At 74.3% G+C, this 16,802-nt stretch carries 17 protein-coding genes; 5 read left to right on the forward strand and 12 right to left on the reverse strand.

All coding sequences use genetic code 11. From position 1 onward, the window contains the following. Nucleotides 1-52: 52 nt before the first annotated feature. The 8 genes from fabF to JQX11_RS19660 form a co-directional block, all read right to left on the reverse strand. Entirely contained in the window at nt 53-1,279 is a 1,227-nt protein-coding gene (gene fabF, locus JQX11_RS19625; RefSeq protein ID WP_204926395.1) for a beta-ketoacyl-ACP synthase II, read from the reverse strand. Nucleotide 1,280: 1 nt separating this feature from the next. Continuing rightward, nucleotides 1,281-1,520: an acyl carrier protein gene (locus JQX11_RS19630; RefSeq protein WP_067313076.1), complete on the reverse strand. Its 240-nt coding sequence runs from the start codon at nt 1,518-1,520 to the stop codon at nt 1,281-1,283. 76 nt (nt 1,521-1,596) lie between these two features. Next, nucleotides 1,597-2,541 (reverse strand): beta-ketoacyl-ACP synthase III, encoded by a 945-nt coding sequence (locus JQX11_RS19635; protein WP_204926396.1) that lies wholly within the window; start codon nt 2,539-2,541, stop codon nt 1,597-1,599. Continuing rightward, the gene (locus JQX11_RS19640) at nt 2,538-3,707 is read right to left on the reverse strand and encodes an acyltransferase domain-containing protein (protein WP_204926397.1); all 1,170 of its coding nucleotides are present in this window, start codon (nt 3,705-3,707) and stop codon (nt 2,538-2,540) included. The genes JQX11_RS19635 and JQX11_RS19640 overlap by 4 nt, the downstream gene beginning before the upstream one ends. 135 nt (nt 3,708-3,842) lie before the next feature. Further along, on the reverse strand, nt 3,843-5,138 hold the full coding sequence (locus JQX11_RS19645) for a PucR family transcriptional regulator (RefSeq protein ID WP_372444614.1): 1,296 nt from the start codon (nt 5,136-5,138) through the stop codon (nt 3,843-3,845). A gap of 16 nt (nt 5,139-5,154) precedes the next feature. Then, nucleotides 5,155-6,234 carry a cellulose binding domain-containing protein gene (locus JQX11_RS19650; protein ID WP_204926399.1) on the reverse strand — a complete coding sequence of 360 codons (1,080 nt, stop codon included), beginning with the start codon at nt 6,232-6,234 and terminating at the stop codon, nt 5,155-5,157. A gap of 133 nt (nt 6,235-6,367) precedes the next feature. After that, a complete protein-coding gene (locus JQX11_RS19655; RefSeq protein WP_204926400.1) occupies nt 6,368-7,033 on the reverse strand; it encodes a response regulator in 666 nt (221 codons plus the stop codon). Next, complete coding sequence (locus JQX11_RS19660; RefSeq protein ID WP_204926401.1) at nt 7,030-8,208, reverse strand: sensor histidine kinase; 1,179 nt, start codon at nt 8,206-8,208, stop codon at nt 7,030-7,032. The genes JQX11_RS19655 and JQX11_RS19660 overlap by 4 nt, the downstream gene beginning before the upstream one ends. A 194-nt stretch (nt 8,209-8,402) precedes the next feature. On the opposite strand from JQX11_RS19660, the gene JQX11_RS19665 reads away from it, so the two are divergent. The 3 genes from JQX11_RS19665 (at nt 8,403) to JQX11_RS19675 (ending at nt 10,405) form a co-directional block, all read left to right on the forward strand. Continuing rightward, nucleotides 8,403-8,942: a hypothetical protein gene (locus JQX11_RS19665; RefSeq protein WP_204926402.1), complete on the forward strand. Its 540-nt coding sequence runs from the start codon at nt 8,403-8,405 to the stop codon at nt 8,940-8,942. A gap of 104 nt (nt 8,943-9,046) precedes the next feature. After that, nucleotides 9,047-9,403, forward strand: coding sequence for a hypothetical protein (locus tag JQX11_RS19670; protein WP_204926403.1), 357 nt, complete (start codon nt 9,047-9,049; stop codon nt 9,401-9,403). 36 nt (nt 9,404-9,439) lie between these two features. Continuing rightward, nucleotides 9,440-10,405, forward strand: a complete 966-nt coding sequence (locus tag JQX11_RS19675) for an NADP-dependent oxidoreductase (protein ID WP_204926404.1) — start codon at nt 9,440-9,442, stop codon at nt 10,403-10,405. A 65-nt stretch (nt 10,406-10,470) separates the two neighbouring features. Here the strand turns inward: JQX11_RS19675 and JQX11_RS19680 are convergent, their stop codons facing one another. Then, entirely contained in the window at nt 10,471-11,136 is a 666-nt protein-coding gene (locus tag JQX11_RS19680) for a hypothetical protein (RefSeq protein WP_204926405.1), read from the reverse strand. Between the two features lie 224 nt (nt 11,137-11,360). On the opposite strand from JQX11_RS19680, the gene JQX11_RS19685 reads away from it, so the two are divergent. Further along, complete coding sequence (locus tag JQX11_RS19685) at nt 11,361-11,966, forward strand: copper resistance CopC family protein (RefSeq protein WP_204926406.1); 606 nt, start codon at nt 11,361-11,363, stop codon at nt 11,964-11,966. A gap of 59 nt (nt 11,967-12,025) precedes the next feature. Here JQX11_RS19685 and gltX read toward each other — a convergent pair whose 3' ends face one another. The 3 genes from gltX to JQX11_RS19700 form a co-directional block, all read right to left on the reverse strand. Then, nucleotides 12,026-13,435 carry a glutamate--tRNA ligase gene (gene gltX / locus JQX11_RS19690; RefSeq protein WP_307826256.1) on the reverse strand — a complete coding sequence of 470 codons (1,410 nt, stop codon included), beginning with the start codon at nt 13,433-13,435 and terminating at the stop codon, nt 12,026-12,028. Nucleotides 13,436-13,572: 137 nt separating this feature from the next. Next, the gene (locus tag JQX11_RS19695; RefSeq protein WP_204926407.1) at nt 13,573-14,850 is read right to left on the reverse strand and encodes an MFS transporter; all 1,278 of its coding nucleotides are present in this window, start codon (nt 14,848-14,850) and stop codon (nt 13,573-13,575) included. Beyond that, a complete protein-coding gene (locus JQX11_RS19700; RefSeq protein WP_204926408.1) occupies nt 14,847-16,172 on the reverse strand; it encodes a GH1 family beta-glucosidase in 1,326 nt (441 codons plus the stop codon). The genes JQX11_RS19695 and JQX11_RS19700 overlap by 4 nt, the downstream gene beginning before the upstream one ends. Nucleotides 16,173-16,355: 183 nt before the next feature. Here JQX11_RS19700 and JQX11_RS19705 point away from each other — a divergent pair, with 183 nt between their 5' ends. Beyond that, entirely contained in the window at nt 16,356-16,802 is a 447-nt protein-coding gene (locus JQX11_RS19705) for an SRPBCC family protein (protein WP_088644846.1), read from the forward strand.

The following is a 16,802-nucleotide window of genomic DNA, read 5'->3' on the forward strand; positions in this document are numbered from 1 at the left end:
GACGCACACCGGCCCGGCACCGTCGCGGTGCCGGGCCGGTCTGCCGGTGCCGTCAGGGGCGGGTGAAGACCAGGGCGACGTTGTGACCGCCGAAGCCGAACGAGTTGTTCAACGCGGCGGGCACGTCCAGGTGGCGGACCTTGTTCGCGGCCACGTCCATGTCGAGACCGTCGTCCGGGTCGTCCAGGTTGATCGTCGGCGGGATGACGCCGTCGCGGATGGTCAGGATGGTGGCGATCGACTCCAACGCACCGGCCGCGCCGAGCAGGTGCCCGGTCATCGACTTGGTGGCGGTCAGCACCGGGTGGTCGCCGAGCGCCCGGTGCAGCGCCTTGATCTCGGCGAGGTCTCCCACCGGGGTCGAGGTGGCGTGCGCGTTGACGTGCACGATGTCGGCCTTGGCCACGTCGGCGTCGGCGATCGCCTTGGCGATGGCCCGGATCGCGCCGGCCCCCTCCGGGTGCGGCTGCACGATGTCGTACCCGTCGGAGGTGATGCCGGCGCCGGCGAGTCGGGCGTAGACGTGCGCACCCCGGGCGGCGGCGTGGTCGGCCCGCTCCAGCACCAGGATGCCGGCGCCCTCGCCGAGGACGAAGCCGTCGCGGCCCTTGTCCCACGGGCGGGAGGCCTGCTCCGGTTCGTCGTTGCGGGTCGACATGGCCCGCATGGAGCTGAACCCGGCGATCGGCAGCGGGTGGATGACCGCCTCGGTGCCGCCGGCCACCACCACGTCGGCCCGCCCGGACCGGATCATGTCCAGGCCGAGTGCGATCGCCTCCGCGCCGGTCGCGCAGGCGCTCGCCACCGAGTGCACCCCGGCCTGCGCGCCCAGCTCCAGCCCCACCCAGGCGGCGGGACCGTTGGGCATCAGCATCGGGATGGTGTGCGGGGAGACCCGGCGCGGGCCGGACGCCTCCAGGATGTCGTCCTGCGCGAGCAGGGTCAGGGCGCCACCGATGCCGGAGCCGACGCTGGCACCCAACCGCTCCGGGTCCAGCCCGGAGTCGGCGAGCCCCGAGTCCGCCCAGGCCTGCTGGGCCGCGATCAGCGCGATCGCCTCGGAACGGTCCAGTCGGCGCAGCTTGACCCGGTCCAGCACCTCGCTCGGTTCGACCGCGAGCTGGGCGGCGATCCGGACCGGGAGCTGGCCGGCCCACTCCTGGGTGAGCGGACCCACCCCGGAGTGGCCGGCGAGCATGGCGTCCCAGGTCGACGCGACGTCCCCGCCCAGCGGGGTGGTCGCGCCGAGCCCGGTGACGACGACGTCGACGTGACTCATCTCAGGACTGCGCCTCGATGAAGCTGACGGCGTCCCCGACGGTCTTCAGGTTCTGCACCTCGTTGTCCGGGATCTTGACGCCGAACTTCTCCTCGGCGGCGACCACGACCTCCACCATGGAGAGCGAGTCGACGTCGAGGTCGTCGGTGAAGGACTTCCCCTCGGCCACGTCGTCCGGGTTCACCCCGGCGACCTCTTCGAGGATCTCGGCGAGGCCGGAGGTGATCTCGTCACGGGTCATTACGGTGGGTTCCTCTCATCGGGGTTGGTTCTCCGCCGGATGGCGGCGCGCCGCGGTCGCCGACCGCGTCGGGTCTTCAGGGGCAGCGGACGACCTGACCGGCGTAGGTCAGCCCGCCGCCGAAGCCGAACAGCAGCACCGGCGCGCCCGAGGGCACCTCCCGGCGCTCGACCAGCTTGGACAGGGCCAGCGGCACGCTCGCCGCCGAGGTGTTGCCGGACTCGACGATGTCCTTGGCGATGATCGCCTGCGGGATGTTCAGCCGCTTGGCGATGCCGTCGATGATCCGCGAGTTGGCCTGGTGCGGCACGAACGCGGCCAGCTCGGACGGGTCGACACCGGCCTTCTCGCACGCCTGCAGCGCCAGCGGGGCCAGCGCGGTGGTGGCCCAGCGGAACACCGACTGCCCCTCCTGCGCGATGTACGGCCGCCAGCCCTCGATGCGTACCGCGTCGCTCTTGTCCGGCGCGGAGCCCCACACCACCGGACCGATCCCGGTCGGCTCGTCGCCGGTGGTGGCGGTGACCACCGCCGCGCCCGCGCCGTCGGCGAAGATGATGCAGGTCGAACGGTCGGTCCAGTCGGTGAAGTCGGAGAGCTTCTCGGCGCCGATGACCAGCGCGTTGCGGGACGCGCCGGCCCGGATGGCGTGGTCGACGGTGCCCAGCGCGTAGGCGAAGCCGGAGCAGGCGGTGTTCAGGTCGAACGCGCCCGGGGCGGTGATGCCCAGCTTGGCGGCGACCCGGCAGGCCACGTTCGGGCTGCGGTCGATCGAGGTGCAGGTGGCCACGACGACCAGGTCGATGTCGGCGGCGGTGAGGCCCGAGTTGGCAAGCGCCTTGTCGGCGGCGGCGGTGGCCATGTCGGCGACCGTCTCGCCGTCGGCGATGCGCCGGCTGGCGATGCCGACCCGGTCCCTGATCCACTCGTCGTTGGTGTCGACGAACTGGGCGATGTCGTTGTTGGTCACCACCCGCGAGGGTTGGTAGTGCCCGAGGGCGACGATCCGACTGCCGCTCATGCCTGGCCTCCGATGCGGGCGATGGGTCGGCCCGGCGCGACCGGGTCGGCGGGGTGGGCGAGCCACTCGGTGAGCGGGCCGCTGTCGTGGGCGGTGACCTCGACCGGCCCCTGCCGGGTGGTCACCTGGCCGAGCACCTGGCCGGCGCTCAGTTCGGCGCCCTCGGCGAGGCCCTCGGCGGGGGTGAAGGTGCCGACGGCGGGGGCGACGACCACCCGGGCGCGGGGGGTCGGCCGGTGACCGGGCGGGCCGCTGTGCCGGGCGATGAGGTCGCGGGCGGCGGGCAGGTCGGCGGGGGTGTTCAGGGTGACGATCTCCGGCACGCCGGTGGCCTTGAGTTCCCGCTTGACCAGCCCGGCGAGGGTGCCGGCCGGGGGGAGTTCGAGCACGCCGGTGACCCCCAGCCCGACGAGCGTCCGCATGCACAGGTCCCAGCGCACCGGGGCGGTGACCTGCCGGACCAGCCGGTGCACCAGCTCCCGGCCGTGTGCCACCGCGGCGCCGTCGAGGTCGGAGAGCAGGAGCCGGGCCGGGGTGGACGGGGTGATCCCGGCGGCGACGGCGGCCAGGGCCTGCTCGGCGGGGCCCATGTACGGGGTGTGGAACGCCCCGGCGACCTGGAGCCGGACGATCCGGGCCTTGGCCGGCGGTTCGGCGGCCAGCTTGTCCAGGGCGTCGAGTGTGCCGGCGGCGACCACCTGACCGCCGCCGTTGCGGTTGGCCGGGTGTAGCCCGTGGGTCTCCAGCGCGGCGAGCACCTCGTCCGGGTCGCCGCCGAGCACGGCTGCCATCCCGGTGGGGGCGAGGGCGCAGGCGGCGGCCATCTCCCGGCCGCGTACCCCGGCGAGGGTGATCGCGGTCTCGGCGGAGAACACCCCGGCCAGCGCGGCGGCGGCCAGCTCGCCGACGCTGTGCCCGGCGACCAGGTTCACGTCGTGCAGGGGAAGCTGCTCGGCCGCGATCAGGGCCGAGGCCACCAGCAGCGGCTGGGTGCGGGCCGTGTCCCTGATCTCGTCGGCGTCGGCCTCGGTACCGAGCCGGACCAGGTCGACCCCGGCCGGCACGGACCACCAGCGCAGCCGTGACTCGACGCCGGGCAGGGCGAGCCAGGGTGTCAGGAAGCCGGGCTTCTGGGAACCCTGGCCTGGAGAGAGGACGGCGAGCACGTCTATGACTCTTCCCGATACCCCGGGGTAAGCGCTGTGCGGGCTGACACCAAACCGCACTAGAACTCTTGGAGGGTTCCTACAAACATCGGCGATGATCGTCGCCTAGCGGCCCTGCTCACCGGTCACCCGGTGTCATTTCTGGTTCGGACCGGGCGCACCCGCCGGGACAATCGGGTCCAGCCGGCCGACAGTCAGCGCCACCTGGAGCGCGAACGCGTCCCGGGGGGTCAGCGGGGAGAAACCGGTCACCTCGGCGATCCGACGCAGTCGGTAACGCACCGTGTTGGGGTGGACGAACAGGGCACGGGCGGCGCTCTCCAGCGTCCCACCGGCGGCGAAGAAGGCGTCCAACGTCTCCAGCAGCTCCCCGCCCGCGCGGACCAGGACGGCGTACACGTCGTGGCGCAGCCGGCGGCGGGCCTCGGCGTCACCGGCGAGGGCCCGCTCGGGCAGCAGGTCGGCCGCCGGCACCGGCCGGGGCGCGGTCGGCCAGGCCGGCGCCGCCCGGTAGCCGGCCAGCGCCGCCCGTGCCGAGTCCGTCGCCTCGTCCAGGCTGGGTACGGCGGGACCGACCACCACCGGACCGTCGCCGAACCCGGGGAGCAGCTTCTCGGTGGCCGCCATCGGGTCGGCCGCGCCGCCGAGCACGATGACCAGCCGGTCGCCGTGCACGCCGCCGATCACCTCCACCCCGATCCGGCGGGCGTACCGGTAGACGGTGTGCAGCACGGCGGACACCTCGCCGCCGGGGGAGCGGCCCACCGCCACCGCCACCGGTGGGGCGTCCGCCCAGCCCAGCGCGGCGGCCCGGCTGGCCAGCACGTCGGGGGAGTCCCCGCGTAGCAGGGCGTCGACCAGCAGCGCCTGCAAGCGGGCGTCCCAGGAGCCCCGGGACTCGGCGGCGCGGGCGTACGCCCGGGCGGCGGCGAAGGCGATCTCCCGGGAGAACCGCAGCACCGCCTCGCGGAGCTGCTGCTCCTCACCGGGCGCGGCCAGGTGCGACACCTGTTCCTCGACCACGTCGATGGTCACCTTGATCAGCGCCACCGTCTGCTGGAGGCTGATCGACCGGGCCAGGGCCAGCGGCGCGGTGGCGAAGACCTCGTCGGACACCTCCTGGGTGCTGTCGGTGGTGCCACCGCCGGAACCCAGCCACTCGACCAGCGACCGGGCCCCGGCCTGCGCCACCAGCATCACCCAGGAGCGCTGCTCGGCCGGCAGCTCACGGAACCAGGGCAGGCTCTCGTCCATCCGGGCCACGCTGGCCGTTGCCAGCGCCCCCGCCGCCCGTTCGATCCGGCGCAGGGTGGCCGTCAGTTCCCTCCCGTCCGGTTCGCTCACGGCTCCAGCGTGACATGCCCTGAGCAGGGGCTCGACGTCGGCTCCCGGCGGCCCGCCGGGGGCGGGCCGCCGGGAGCCGGGGCGCAGGTCGGCGGTGTGCCGGTCAGCTGGTGACGGTGACGTGCACCACCCAGCGCACCTGGGGGGACGGGCAGGGGGTCGGCTGGTGCCGGCAGAGGTTGTCGGTGATGGTGGAGACGTCGACCCGGCCGGGTGCGGTCGCCACGTACCGGGCGATGAGCGGCTGGCCGCTGGGGTAGCCGCCGGTCACCTCGGCCGGCACCACGACCCCGGCCGGGGAGAGCGTCGGGGGCACGTAGTTGCTGGCCAGGCTCACCACGAGCGTGTCGCCGACGCGCAGCGTGAGGTCACGCTGGTTGTCGGGCGCGGAGACGACCACCGTCTGCCCGGCGTCGGTCGGCGGCAGCTCGATGACCGCGACGTGCACCGTCCACAGCACGGTCGGCAGGGCGCACGGCGGGGTGGTGTGCCGGCAGGCGTGGTCGGTGCTGGTGGTCAGCTCGGCGGTGCCCGGGGCCACGGCCCGCAGCGTCGCCACGAGCGGCTGCCCGGTCGGGAAGCCACCGCTGGTCGACACGGGGGTCAGCGCACTGCCGGTGGTGCTGACCGGCAGGTAGTCGGCCGCCAGGGTCACGCCCAGCGTCTGCCCGACGTACAGGGTGACGGTGCGCTGGTTGTCGGCCTCGCGGACGGTGACGTCGGCGCCGGTCGGCGGGCTGGTGGTGGTCGGCGGGACGGCGTCGTTGGTGCAGCTCGGCGTCGGTGCGGTGGTGGGGCCGGCGAGCTGCACGCCGAAGGTGGTCGACGCGCCAGGCGTGAGCACCCCGTTGTACGGCGCGTTGGTCGCGGTCACGGTGCCACCCGCCGCGCTGACCGAGGTGTTCCAGGACGACACGATCCGTTGGCCGTCGGTGAGCGGCCAGGTGACCGTCCACCGGTTGGCGGTCGCCGACGCGGTGTTGGCGACGGTGAAGGTGACGATCTGGCCGCCGCTTTCGCCGCTGCCCCAGCGGGAGTCGACCCGGACCGTGGCGGTGCACCCGCCGGCCGGGGTGGCGGTGGCGGGTGCGCCACCGGCGACCGTGGTCATGCCGAGGGCGACGACTGTGGTGGCGGCGAGGATGCCGCCGGCCGTCAGGACGGACCGCCCGGACGCGATCATGACGATTCCTCCGATCCCCGTCGGAGCTCCGGTCGGGGGCGGCGTCGGGCCGGCCGCCGGCCTGCGAGCCCAAGGTTCCGCTCGCACCCTACGGTCACGCATGGGCCGCAGTCAATATAGACATCGATCTATGTCATGGTGGTGGCGTGGGCAGTGCCAGCTCCTGCGCCAGGATCGCCGCCTGCACCCGGCTGCGCAGCGCCAACTTCGCCAGCACCCGGCTCACGTGGGTCTTCGCCGTGCTCTCCGCCACCGCCAGCCGGTCGGCGATCTCCCGGTTGGACAGGCCCACCCCCAGGCAGGCCAGCACGTCACGCTCCCGGGGGGTCAGCGCGGCCACGGCGGCGCGGTCCGCCGCGTCGACGCCCGGCGCGGTCGCCGCGAACGCCGCGATCAGCCGCCGGGTCAGCGTCGGGGCGATCACCCCCTCGCCCCGGGCCACCGTCCGCACCGCCGCCACCAGACCGGCCGCGTCGGTGTCCTTGAGCAGGAAACCGGCCGCCCCGGCACGCAGCGCGCCGAAGACGTACTCGTCGAGGTCGAAGGTGGTCAGCACCAGCACGTCGGCGGTGCCGGCGGCGACGATCTCCCGGGTCGCCGACACCCCGTCCAGCCGGGGCATCCGGATGTCCAGCACCGCCACGTCGGGACGCAGCTCCCGGCACAGCCGTACCGCCGCCTCCCCGTCGGCCGCCTCGCCCACCACCTCGATCTCCGGCGCGCCGGCCAGGATCAGCACCAGACCGGCCCGGACCGCCGCCTGGTCGTCGGCCAGCACGACCCGGACCGGGGCGGTCACGTCCGCTCCCCGGCCGGCAGGGTCGCCCGCACCCGCCAGCAGCCGTCCCGGGGGCCGGCGGTGAACCCGCCGTCGAGCAGGGCGGCCCGCTCCCGCATCCCGATCAGGCCCGCGCCCCCGGCCGGCAGCGCCGCGCCGTCGGCCGGCCCGCCGGAGCGAACCGGATTCTCCACCGTCACCGCCACCTCCGTCGGCAGGTACGCCACGGTCAGCTCCGCCGTGCCCGAGCCGTGGCGCAACGCGTTGGTCAACGACTCCTGCACGATCCGGTACGCCGCCAGGTCGACCCCCACCGGCAGCTCCCGGGGCGACCCCCGCACCGTCGTGCGGACCCGCAACCCGGCGTCGGCCATCCGGGCCAGCAGCCGGTCCAGCTCGTCCAGCCGGACCCGGGTGGCCTCCTGCACCGGGTCCACGGACGGCTCCCGCAGCAGCCCGACGAGCTGCCGCATCTCGGCCATGCCCTGCACGCTGCTCTCCCGGATCACCCGCAGCGCCGCGTCGATGCGGGGCCGGTCCAGCCCGGGGGCGGCGAGCAGGGCGGTGGCGTGCAGGGCCACCGCGCTGAGCTGGTTCGCCACCACGTCGTGCAGCTCCCGGGCCATCCGGGCCCGCTCGGCCAGCACCGCCTGCCGCCGGTCCAGCTCGACCAGCCGGGCGGTCTGCTCGGCGCGGGCCCGCTCGGTCGCCGCCTGGTCCCGGTACTGCCGCACGCTGATCCCGGTGACCACCGGCAGCACCCCGAGCAGCGCGAACGGCATCCCGACGGCGGCACCCCGCCAGCCCCACCAGAGCAGGCCCACCACCGTGCCGCCGACGCTGAGCCCGACCGCGACCCGCAGCAGCCAGCGCCACCACCGGGACGGGCCGTACACGCACGTGTCGTACAACACCTGGGTGTAGACCACCGTGACGCCCACCGACACGCCGAGCGCGGCGTCGGCGAACACCGCCACCGTGCCCACCACCAGGCCGGTCCGGGTGGCCACCCGGCGCAGCCCGACCGCCACGCTCGCCGCCAGCAGCGGCAGCAGGAAGGACACCCGTGGCACGTCCGGCGCCCAGGGGAACTGGGGTTGCAGGCCGACACCGTAGGCCGCCAGGCCGCCGACCAGGGACACCCCGGCCAGGGCCAGGTCGCGTCCCGGCCGGCCGGAGCCGACCCAGCCCGGCATCCGCATGCTCCCGATCCCACCACACCCCGGGCCGGTGCCCCTCCCACCTGCGGAGGAGGCCGCCCGGTCGGCCGTCCGCCGAAGGGGGTACGCCGGGCCGCGGCTCCACCGAAGGAGGGACCCGGAACTCGTCCCCGCCGGTGAGGTGACCACCTCCCCGCCCCGGCACGCTTGACCGGAACGGGGAGGTGGACATGCTGCTGGCGGTCATCGTCGGGTGCGAGATCGGATTCTGGGTGCTGCTCGTGGCCGGGCTGGTCGCCCGGTACCCGCTGCGCCGGCCCCGGCTGGGGGCGGCGCTGCTGGTCTGCGTTCCCCTGGTCGATCTGGTGCTGCTGGGCGCGGCGGCGATGGACCTGCGCCGGGGGGCGACCGCGGACGCCACCCACGGCCTGGCCGCCGTCTACCTCGGGTTCTCGGTGGCGTTCGGGCACTCCATGATCCGGTGGGCCGACCAGCGCTTCGCGCACCGTTTCGCCGGCGGCCCGCCGCCGGTGAAACCACCCCGGTACGGCTGGGCGCGGGCCCGCCACGAGTGGCGGGAGTGGGGCAAGGCACTGCTCGGCTGGGCGGTCGCCTGCGCCCTGCTGGCCGCCGCGATCGTCGTCGTCGGTGACGCCGAGCGCACCCGGGAGCTGGCGAACTGGATCCGCACCCTCACCGTCGCGCTGCTGATCTGGCTGGTCGCGTTCCCGGTCTGGGAGACGATCTTCCCGCGTCGACCGAGGTCCTGACCCCGGGGGTACGCGCTGCACGGCGCGTCGGTGCCGGCCAGTACGGTGGCACTGCCGCGCCGGGGTGTCGTCCCGGCGGGCGACGCGAGTGTGAGGAGACCGGGATGGCGCACGGGGAGGCCGACCACGGCTGCGCCCAGGGCGAGTCCTGCCGGCCGGGCCACCACGACCAGCCCGGGGCGGCCCGACCGCACCGCCGGCTGGCGACGGAGCAGGTCTGTCGGGCGGTCGAACGGGCCGACGACGAGCTGGCGCTGCCCCGCCAACGCGGCGTCGAGACGGTCGACGGCGCGGCGGTCCGACCGGCGGCGGTGGAACCCGGCCCGACCGGCCAACCGGACCCGCCGACCCGGGCCTGCCGCAGCGACCTGGCCGGGTGGGCGGGCGGGCACCGGCACGGCCCGGTCCGCCCCGGCCGGCGTCGGCAGCGCGTGCAACGCCCGCCACACCGTTGGTGCTGATCACCTGACGGCCCGTCGACCGTTAGCGTGGGTGACGTGCAGGCGATCGCGATCGACGGGTGGGGTACGGCCGACCGGCTGACCCTGCGGGAACTGCCCGACCCCCCGGTGGGTCCGGACACGGTGCTGGTGCGGGTCCGCGCCGCCGGAGTGAACCCGGTCGACGCGAAGATCCGTGAGGGGTTGCTGGCCGACGCGATTCCCGCGCACTTCCCCCTGGTGCCCGGCTGGGACGCGGCGGGCGTGGTGGTGGCGGCCGGCCCGGCGGTGACCGGGTTCGCCGTCGGCGACGAGGTGATCGGGTACGTCCGTCGCGACCACCTCCAGTACGGCAGCTACGCCGAACTGGTCCCCGCCCCGCAACGCTGCCTGGCGATCCGGCCGTCCCAGGCGTCCTGGGTCGAGGCGGCCGGCCTGCCGCTGGCCGGGTTGACCGCCTACCAGGCGTTGCGGCGGGCCGGCACCGGCGCGGGGGACACCGTGCTGGTGCACGGGGCGTCGGGCGGGGTGGGGCACCTGGCGGTGCAGGTGGCGCGGGCGTTGGGGGCGACCCGGGTGATCGGCACGGCGGGTCCGGCCAATCACGACTTCGTCCGGTCGTTGGGTGCCGAACCGGTCGCCCACGGCGACGGCCTGGTCGACCGGCTCCGCGCGCTCGCGCCCGACGGGGTGGACGTGGCGCTCGATCTGTTCGGCGGGGCGGCGCTGGACGTCTCGGCGGCGCTGTTGTCCCGGCCGTCCCGGCTGGTCTCCGTCGCCGACCCGGAGCACGTCACCCGGCTCGGCGGCAGCTACCTGTTCGTGGAGCCGTCCACGGCGGACCTGGGGTTGCTGGCCGCGCTGGTCGACGCGGGCCGGCTCACCGTCCACGTCGAGCGGGTGCTCCCGCTGGCCCGGGCCGCGGACGCGCACCGGCTGGTCGAGGCCGGGCACGTCCGGGGCAAGGTGGTGCTGGCGGTGTGGTCGGCGGCGGGTACGGCGGCCGACCGGGCACCGGCCTGACCCGCACCGGGGCGCGGCGTCCCGGGCCGGACGGGTGGGGCCGGTACCGGCGGCCGGCGGCGTGGTCAGCGGGTGCGGCGGCGGACCAGCAGGGCGATGCCCGCCAGGCCGAGCGTGATCACCAGCATCACGCCCACGTTGAGCAGCAGCAACCGCTGAAGTTCGGAGATCGCGTCGTCGATGTCGCGACCCGGGTTGAGGGCGTCGTCCGGAAGGGCCCGCTCGCCGCCACCCACGCCGCCGCTGACCGTGTCGAGCTGCGGCTCCAGCGGCACCCCGGCGGCGCGCAGCGTCTCGGACATGGTGAGCCGGCCGAGGAACCAGCCGGCGGTGGTCTTGCGCGCGTCGGGCTGCTTGGCCGGCCGGAAGGCCCGGGGACCGCCCTTGGCCAGCGGGTAGAGGTCGAACGTCTGCGTGGCGGCGTCCCCGGCGAGCACCACGATGGTGTACTTCGGACCGAGGTCGGCGGCCGTGGGGCCCTTGGCCTGGCCGGTGCGGCCGAACCAGCTGACCTGGTCGATGACCGCGACCACGTGGGTCGGGGCGGTGTCGCTGCGCAGGCGCAGCGGTTCGGTCAGCCCCACCCCGGTGATGTCCACCCCGGCGGGTGGCGTCTTCGGTGCCGCCCGGTGCGCCCCGGCCGCCTGCGCCGCCGGCCCGGTGCCGAGCACCACCGCCGTCGCCACGCCCACCGCGACCGCTGCCAGCAGCCGCCTCACCCTGTCGACCATCGCCGCCTCCTCGCCCCGTTCGATGGATGGCTGTGCTGCGGGTCACGCGCGGGCCGGTCGGCATCGGTGCGTGACCGGGCAGCGCCGGCCCCACCGCACAGACTTCCTGGAACATCGCTCGGATGCAGCTCTGGGAACAATATGTGGAACTATCTGCGATCCTGGAACGACCAATTTCTCAGCCGCGTGATCAGCGGGCGGATCGTACCTTTGCGGAGGGCTTCATGGGGGGCAGGGTCCCACGGCTGGTGCGGGCGGTGCCAGTGCTCGTCGGCGTGGCGCTCGGCGTGGCGTTGTTGCCGGCGTCGCCGGCGCTGGCACACAACTCGCTGACCGGGAGCAATCCGGCCAACGGGGCCAAGGTCGCCACCGCGCCGGCTGCCGTCGAGCTGCGTTTCCTGGCCAAACTCGATCCGGACAGGACGAAGATCACAGTGACCGGGCCGGACAACATCCCGGCCGCCGGTGGCGAGCCGACCTTTTCCGGCAGCCGGGTCAGGGTGCCGTTCGCCCCGGGCGCGGCTGGTCTCTACATCGTCGACTATCAATTGCCGTCCAGTGACGGCCACCCCGTCAAGGGGGAGGTGCGGTTCACCCTCACCACCGGCACCGCCGCCACGCCCCCGTCGCCGTCGGTCAGCCCGTCGGCCAGTCCCACCCCGTCGCCGACGCCGAGCAGCGCGGCACCCGGCTCCCCGTCGACCACCCCGGTCGCCGCCGGCACCGACGACAACGGCCGGGGTTGGCTCTGGGCGGCGGCCGGTGGCCTGGTGCTGCTCGCCGCGCTCGCCGCCGGCCTGTTCCTGCGCCGCCGCTCCACCCGGTCCTGACCGGGCACCGACGCGGGGCCCGCCGGTCACCGGCGGGCCCCGCGTCGATGTCGTGGTAGCTAGACCAGGCGGAGCCGGGCGGCGCGCAGCCGGGTCAGGGTGCGCTCCCGACCGAGCACCTCCAGCGACTCGAACAGCGGCAGCCCGACGGTACGGCCGGTGACCGCCACCCGGACCGGGGCCTGCGCCTTGCCCAGCTTGAGGCCGCGCTGGGCACCGACCACCTCCAGTGTCGACTTCAGCGACTCCGCGTCCCAGGACTCCAGCGCCGTGTAGCCGGCGACGGCCGCGTCGAGCAGGTCGGCCGCCCCCTCCTTCATCGCCTTGGCCCAGGCCGCCTCGTCGATCGACGGCTCGGCGAGGAAGAGGAAGTCGACGTTGGGCACGATCTCGCTGAGCACCGCGATCCGGGTCTGCGCCAGCGGCGCCACCGCGGCGAACGCGTCGGCGTCGAACTCCTCCGGCAGCCACGGCGGCGGGGCGATGGTGCCGGTGCCGGTCAGCCACGGCTGGCAGGCGGCCACGAACTCGTCGACCGGCAGCGCCCGGATGTACTCGCCGTTGAACGCGCGCAGCTTCTTCTCGTCGAAGAAGGCGGGGGAGGGGTTGACCTCGGTCAACCGGAACTCCTCCTCGATCACCGACCAGGGCACGATCTCCCGGTCGCCCGACGGCGCCCAGCCGAGCAGCATCAGGTAGTTGCGCATCGCGGCGGCGAGGTAACCCTCGTCCCGGTACGCCTCCAGGGCCACCTTGTCGCGGCGCTTGGAGAGCTTCTGCCGCTTCTCGTTGACCACCACCGGCACGTGCGCCCAGATCGGCGGCTTGACCCCCAGGGCGTCCCAGAGGAGCTGCTGCTTCGGGGTGTTCGGCAGGTGCTCCTCGGCCCGGATCACGTGGGTGATGCCCATCGTCATGTCGTCCACGACGTTGGCGAGCAGGAACACCGGGGAGCCGTCGCCGCGGGCGATGACGAAGTCCTCGATCAGCTTGTTCTCGAACGTCGGCTCGCCCCGGATCAGGTCGACCACCACGGTCGCGCCCTCGTCGGGGGTACGGAAGCGCAGCGCCCGCCCCTCGCCCGGTGGCAGGCCCCGGTCCCGGCAGAAGCCGTCGTAGCCCTGGTACTGCGAGCCGGTACGGGCCTGCACCGCCTCCCGGGTGCAGTCGCAGTAGTAGGCCCGGCCGGCGTCGTGCAACCGCTGGGCGGCGGCCCGGTGCTCACCGGCGTACGCCGACTGGAAGTAGGGGCCCTCGTAGGTGTCGCGGGCGATGCCGATCCACTCCAGCGCGGACAGGATGCCCTCGGTCCACTCGGGCTTGTTGCGGGCGGCGTCGGTGTCCTCGACGCGCAGCACGAACACCCCACCCTGCTGCTTGGCGAAGATCCAGTTCTGCAGCGCCGAGCGGGCACCGCCGACGTGGAACATACCGGTCGGGGAGGGGGCGAAGCGCACACGTACCGTCACGCCGTCCAGCCTACGGCCGGCCGCGACCGGCTTTCGCCAGGGGGCCGGGACGCCGCCGCCCGGCCCGCCACCGACGGGCGGCCCCGACCTGCGGGCGGCGGCGACCCGGACCGGACCGGCCGGGTCGCCGCCGGGGGTCAGCGCACGCCCCGGATCTTGAGGACCAGGGCGCTGCCGAGCAGGGTCACCACGGCGGTCACCGCGTACAGCGTGGGGTAGCCGCCCAGGTGGACCACGATCGGGGCGGACAGCGCCGGGCCGAGCACCTGGGGTGCCGAGTTCGCGATGTTGATCACGCCGAGGTCCTTGGCCCGGTCGGTGGCGCGCGGCAGCACCTCGGTGATCAGCGCCGCGTCGACCGACAGGTAGACGCCGTAACCGGCACCGAGCAGCACCGCGGCGACCAGCGCCATCGACCAGGTCGGCGCGACCGCCAGCAGCAGCGCGGCCACCGCCATCACCACCCCGGAGACGATCACGTAGACCTTGCGCCGGCCGGACCGGTCGGACAGCATCCCGGCGACCACGGCGGTGAGCATCATGCCGAGGGTGTAGAGCAGGATCAGCACCAGCAGGCCACCCTCGGGGTCGGGGTAGCGCACCCCGTCGGTGAGGAAGTACAGCAGGTAGAGGGTGCCCAGGGCGTTGCCGATCTGCACCAGGAACCGGGTGATCCAGGCCCAGGCGAAGTCCGGGTGCCGGCGCGGGTCGATCCACATCGAGGCGACCAGCGCGCGCAGCCGCAGCGGTGGGCGGTGTTCCCGGGGCAGCGGGTCGTCGGGGGTGAGGAACGCGAACGGCAGCGACAGCAGCAGCACCACCAACGCCATCGCGGTGTAGCCGGGCACGGTGCCGCTGACCAGGGCGGTGACCAGCACCGCGCCGAGCACCAGGCCCAGCGCCTGCGGGATGCCCACCCAGCCGGAGACCCCGCCGCGCTGCACCACCGGCACCCGGTCGGGGATGCCGGCGGTGAGGCTGGCCAGCATCGCGTTGAAGCAGACCTGGGCGGCGACCCAGCCCAGCGCCACCCCGGCGATGGTCTGCTGCCGGGCCAGCAGCACCAGCGCCAGCGCGCCGAGCACCGCGCCGCCCGCCGTCCAGACGTGCCGGCGGCCGAACTCCCGCCCGCCGACGCGCAGGCAGGTGCGGTCCGACAGCGCCCCGGCGAGCGGGTTGGCCAGCACCGCCGCGAGCGCGCCCAGCCCGGTGACGACGGCCAGCATCGCCTCCTTGTGGTCCGGCGAGATCCGTTCCACCTGCTGTGGCAGCAGCACCTGGATGGGGGTGAAGAAGGCCATCCACACCCCGAGGTTGGCCGCGAAGATCAACGCGATCCAGCTCCGCCGGACCGGGACGACCGGGTCAGCGAGCGCCGCCGGCAGCGAGGCCGGCGTCGGGTCGACGGTGGTCACCCCCGGCCGACCTGGGCCCGGTACCAGGCGTACGAGGACTTGGGCGTGCGGGTGCCGGTGGCGAAGTCGACGTGCACCAGACCGAAGCGCTTGGTGAAGCCCTCGGCCCACTCCCAGTTGTCCAGCAGCGACCAGACGAAGTACCCGGTCACGTCGACACCCTCGTCGATGGCGGCCCGCAGGGCGCGCAGGTGCCCGTCGAGGTAGCCGATCCGGTCCGGGTCGTGCACCAGACCGTCGGCGTCCGGGACGTCGTCGAAGGCGCAGCCGCCCTCGGTGATCTGGATCGGCGGCAGCGCGTCGCCGTACCGGTCGCGCAGGCCGACGAGCAGGGTACGCAGCCCGTCCGGGACCACCGGCCAGTCGAACGCGGTACGTGGGTAGCCCTCCAGCGGGACCAGTTCGAACGGCAGCGGGGAGTCCTCCTCGGGGGCGCGTACCCCGGTCGGGTTGTAGTAGTTGACCCCGAGCACGTCCAGCGGCGCGGCGATCACCGCGAGGTCGCCGTCGCGGACCACGCCCGGGTCGAAGCCGTCGGGGTAGCCCCGGCCCAGCAGCGGGTCGGTGAACAGGTGGTTGTGCAGGGCGTCGTACGCCGCCGCGGCGGCATGGTCGGCGTCGGTGTCGCCGTGCCGGACGACAGGCGAGTAGTTGTTGGCGATGGCCACCGGTGCGGTGCTGTGGGCGCGCAGCGCGCTCACCGCCAGCCCGTGCCCGAGCAGTTGATGGTGCGCGGCGGGGAAGGAGTCGAAGAGCAGGGTCTGGCCGGGGGCGTGTTCCCCGGTGCCGTGGCCGAGGCTCAGGTGGATGAACGGCTCGTTGAGGGTGATCCAGAGTTTCACCCGGTCGCCGAGGCGGGCGGCGGTCACGTCGGCGTACTCGGCGAAGTGGGCGGCGGTGTCCCGGTTGAGCCAGCCGCCGACGTCCTGGAGCGGCTGGGGCAGGTCCCAGTGGAACAGGGTGGCGACCGGGTCGATGCCGGCGGCGAGCAGGTCGTCTATGAGCCGGTCGTAGAAGTCCAGGCCGGCGGCGTTGACCGGGCCGGTGCCGCCGGGCCGCACCCGGGGCCAGGCGATCGAGAACCGGTACGCCGACACCCCGAGCCCGGCCAGCAGCGCGACGTCCTCCCGGTGCCGGTGGTAGTGGTCGCAGGCCACGTCGCCGGTGCTGCCGTCGATGATCCGGCCGGGGGTGTGGGCGAAGGTGTCCCAGATGGACGGTCCCCGGCCGTCGGCGGTGGCGCCCCCCTCGATCTGGTACGCCGAGGTGGACACCCCCCAACGGAAACCGGCGGGGAAACCGGGGATCGGTGCGGTCGTCATCCACCCTCCCAGAACGCGAAACGTGTTCGCACTCTAGGGCGCGAAGTCCGCGAGCGCCATAGGTGCGAGGCAATGCGGGCGCAAGGGTTGTCGGCGTGTCTTTTTCCGAACACGTCCCGGTAAGTCCGATTTAGCGCATAGAGTGCGGAATATCGCGGATGTCCTCAGTGGGGGAAGAACAGAATGATCCTCGTCGAACGCAGTGCGCACGTGACGGCGCCGGTGGAAGCGGTCTGGGAAGTTGTCCAACGGGCCGAGCAGTTGCCCGCCTGGTTGGCCGGGGTCCGGGCCGCCGAGGTCCTCTCGGGGGAAGGCTTCGGCCGTCGACAACTCGTCCAGGCCGGGCGCGGCTCGGCGCACGAGGCCGAGGTGATCGCCTACCAGGAACCCACCCTGATCGGCTGGCGGGAACGCGCCCGGGGTGCCGGGGCCCGCGCCGAGGCGCGCACCGAGATCTACGTGCAGCTCACCGCCGACGAGGAGGAGGGCGGCACCATCGTGCGGCTGATCGTGGTCCGCTGGCCGGCCGGCCCGGTCAAGGGCGCCCTGCTGCGCCTCGGGCTGCGCCGGGTCGGTGCCGACCTGGAGGAGTCGCTGGCCCGGCTCACCGACCTGGCCGCCGTCGGCTGA

Source organism: Micromonospora humida (assembly GCF_016901255.1).
GTDB classification, from domain to species: Bacteria; Actinomycetota; Actinomycetes; order Mycobacteriales; family Micromonosporaceae; genus Micromonospora; species Micromonospora wenchangensis.

Bases quoted from the DNA above. Each gene is read 5' to 3' on its own strand.
- JQX11_RS19660 (WP_204926401.1), bottom strand. From the start codon at position 8,208: ATGCCGGGCTGGGTCGGCTCCGGCCGGCCGGGACGCGACCTGGCCCTG.
- JQX11_RS19685 (WP_204926406.1), top strand. From the start codon at position 11,361: ATGGGGGGCAGGGTCCCACGGCTGGTGCGGGCGGTGCCAGTGCTCGTC.
- JQX11_RS19670 (WP_204926403.1), top strand. From the start codon at position 9,047: ATGGCGCACGGGGAGGCCGACCACGGCTGCGCCCAGGGCGAGTCCTGC.
- JQX11_RS19700 (WP_204926408.1), bottom strand. From the start codon at position 16,172: ATGACGACCGCACCGATCCCCGGTTTCCCCGCCGGTTTCCGTTGGGGG.
- JQX11_RS19680 (WP_204926405.1), bottom strand. From the start codon at position 11,136: ATGGTCGACAGGGTGAGGCGGCTGCTGGCAGCGGTCGCGGTGGGCGTG.
- JQX11_RS19635 (WP_204926396.1), bottom strand. From the start codon at position 2,541: ATGAGCGGCAGTCGGATCGTCGCCCTCGGGCACTACCAACCCTCGCGG.
- JQX11_RS19705 (WP_088644846.1), top strand. From the start codon at position 16,356: ATGATCCTCGTCGAACGCAGTGCGCACGTGACGGCGCCGGTGGAAGCG.
- JQX11_RS19665 (WP_204926402.1), top strand. From the start codon at position 8,403: ATGCTGCTGGCGGTCATCGTCGGGTGCGAGATCGGATTCTGGGTGCTG.
- JQX11_RS19630 (WP_067313076.1), bottom strand. From the start codon at position 1,520: ATGACCCGTGACGAGATCACCTCCGGCCTCGCCGAGATCCTCGAAGAG.
- fabF (WP_204926395.1), bottom strand. From the start codon at position 1,279: ATGAGTCACGTCGACGTCGTCGTCACCGGGCTCGGCGCGACCACCCCG.
- JQX11_RS19650 (WP_204926399.1), bottom strand. From the start codon at position 6,234: ATGATCGCGTCCGGGCGGTCCGTCCTGACGGCCGGCGGCATCCTCGCC.